The following is a 1,590-nucleotide window of genomic DNA, read 5'->3' as shown; positions in this document are numbered from 1 at the left end:
GGTCCCCGGTACGTCGGTCCCCGCCGAGCTGACCGGCGTCCTCGGCACCTGGTTCACCGAAGGCAGCCCGTTCGTCTTCTCGGTCAGGAACGGCGTCCTCGAGGCGAAGTCCCCCGCGGCCGCCGAGTACCAGTCCCCCGCCGTCTTCGAACGCCTCTCCGAGGACACCTACCGCACCGTCTCCGGCCGCGAAACCGGCGAACTCCTCCGCATCACCCGAGACCCCGCCGGCCACCCCACAAAGTTGCACTGGGCAACCTACCTCTGCACCCGCGAACCCTTGTCCTTCGGCGAGATCAACCCCTAGACCACGCAGAAGTCGTTGCCTTCGGGGTCTTGCATCCAGAGGTGGTCGAGGGTGTTGTCGGTGTGGACTTCCTGGACCAAGGTGGCGCCGGCGGACTGGAGGGTGGTCGCGGTGGTGCGGATGCGTTGTTCGCGGAGGGCTTGGGGCTCGGAGCGGCCGCCTGCTACCTGGAGGTCCAGGTGCAGGCGGTTCTTGGCGGTGCGGGGCTCGGGGACCTTGAGGAACGAGATGGACGGGAGGACGCCGTCCGGGTCGGAGATCGCGGCGCCGTCGTTCCACTCGTCCTCGGGGACGTTCAGGTCGGTGAACCAGGCCTCCCAGGTGTCCCAGCCTTTGGGCGGATCCGCTTCCGTGTAGCCGAGCGCCGTACACCAGAAGCGTGCGACCAGCCCGGGATCGGCGCAGTCGATGGTGAGCGTCCACTTGGTCGTCATACGACCACTCTGACGCTCACCATCGACAGGTTTCAGGTACGGCGCCGGTACGCGCGGATAGCCAGCGGGGCGAAGACCGCGACCAGGCCGACCATCCAGGCGAGCGTGATCAGCAGCGGCTTCTCGATCGGGCCGCCGAGCATCAGGCCGCGCATCGTGTCCACCAGGTACTTGACCGGGTTCACGTTCACGAACGCCCGCAGGAACCCGGGCAGCGTGTCCGTCTTCACGAACACGTTGCTGCCGAACGTCAGCGGGAACATCACCAGGAACGCCACACCCTGCACGCCCTGCGCGGTCTTCAGCGACAGGCCCAGCCAGACCCAGATCCAGCACATCGACAGCGCGAACGCCAGCACGATCACGAGCGCTAGTAGGCCGTACCCGACGCCGTTCTGGAACCGGAACCCGAGCGCGAACCCGGTGCCCATCAGGATCACGATCGACAGCGTGTAGCGGACCGCGTCGCCGAGCACCGCGCCGACCAGCGGCGCGATCCGGGCGATCGGCAGCGACCGGAACCGGTCGAACACGCCCTTCGCGAAGTCGTCGTTCAGCGCGACACCGGTGCCCATCGTGGAGAACACGACGGTCTGCACCAGCAGACCGGGCAGCAGGAACGGCAGGTAGTCGCGCCAGCCGGCGCCCTGCGCGATCGCACCGCCGAACACGAACAGGAACAGCACCAGGAAGATGATCGGCTGGAAGGTCACGTCCGCCAGGGCTTCCGGGTTCTGCCGGATCCGGACGATGTTCCGCCAGGCCAGCGTCAGGCTCTGCGGCACCCAGGCGAACGGCCGGCTGCGCCGGGCCGCCGGTGCTTCGAGGACAGCGGCGCTCATCGGCCCG

Annotated in this window: 3 protein-coding genes; 1 reads left to right on the top strand and 2 read right to left on the bottom strand. The window is 68.1% G+C overall.

Going from position 1 to position 1,590, the window contains the following annotated elements; all coding sequences use genetic code 11:
- Positions 1 to 307, top strand: a 307-nt coding sequence (locus VFF46_RS38080) for a DUF7586 domain-containing protein (protein ID WP_422653756.1), incomplete at its 5' end; no start/stop codon positions are given.
- Here VFF46_RS38080 and VFF46_RS38075 read toward each other — a convergent pair.
- Both VFF46_RS38075 and VFF46_RS38070 read right to left on the bottom strand, forming a co-directional pair.
- Complete coding sequence (locus VFF46_RS38075; RefSeq protein WP_325042135.1) at positions 304 to 741, bottom strand: VOC family protein; 438 nt, start codon at positions 739 to 741, stop codon at positions 304 to 306. The two genes, VFF46_RS38080 and VFF46_RS38075, sit on opposite strands and share 4 nt — an antisense overlap.
- 32 nt (positions 742 to 773) lie before the next feature.
- Positions 774 to 1,590: ABC transporter permease (locus tag VFF46_RS38070; protein WP_414673140.1), on the bottom strand; the 817-nt coding region annotated here is incomplete at its 5' end.

Origin of the sequence: Kribbella sp. (assembly GCF_035655035.1) — a bacterium.
Classification (GTDB): Bacteria; Actinomycetota; Actinomycetes; order Propionibacteriales; family Kribbellaceae; genus Kribbella.
Note: the sequence above shows the minus strand (reverse complement) of the source record. Positions and strands in the feature narration are given on the sequence as shown.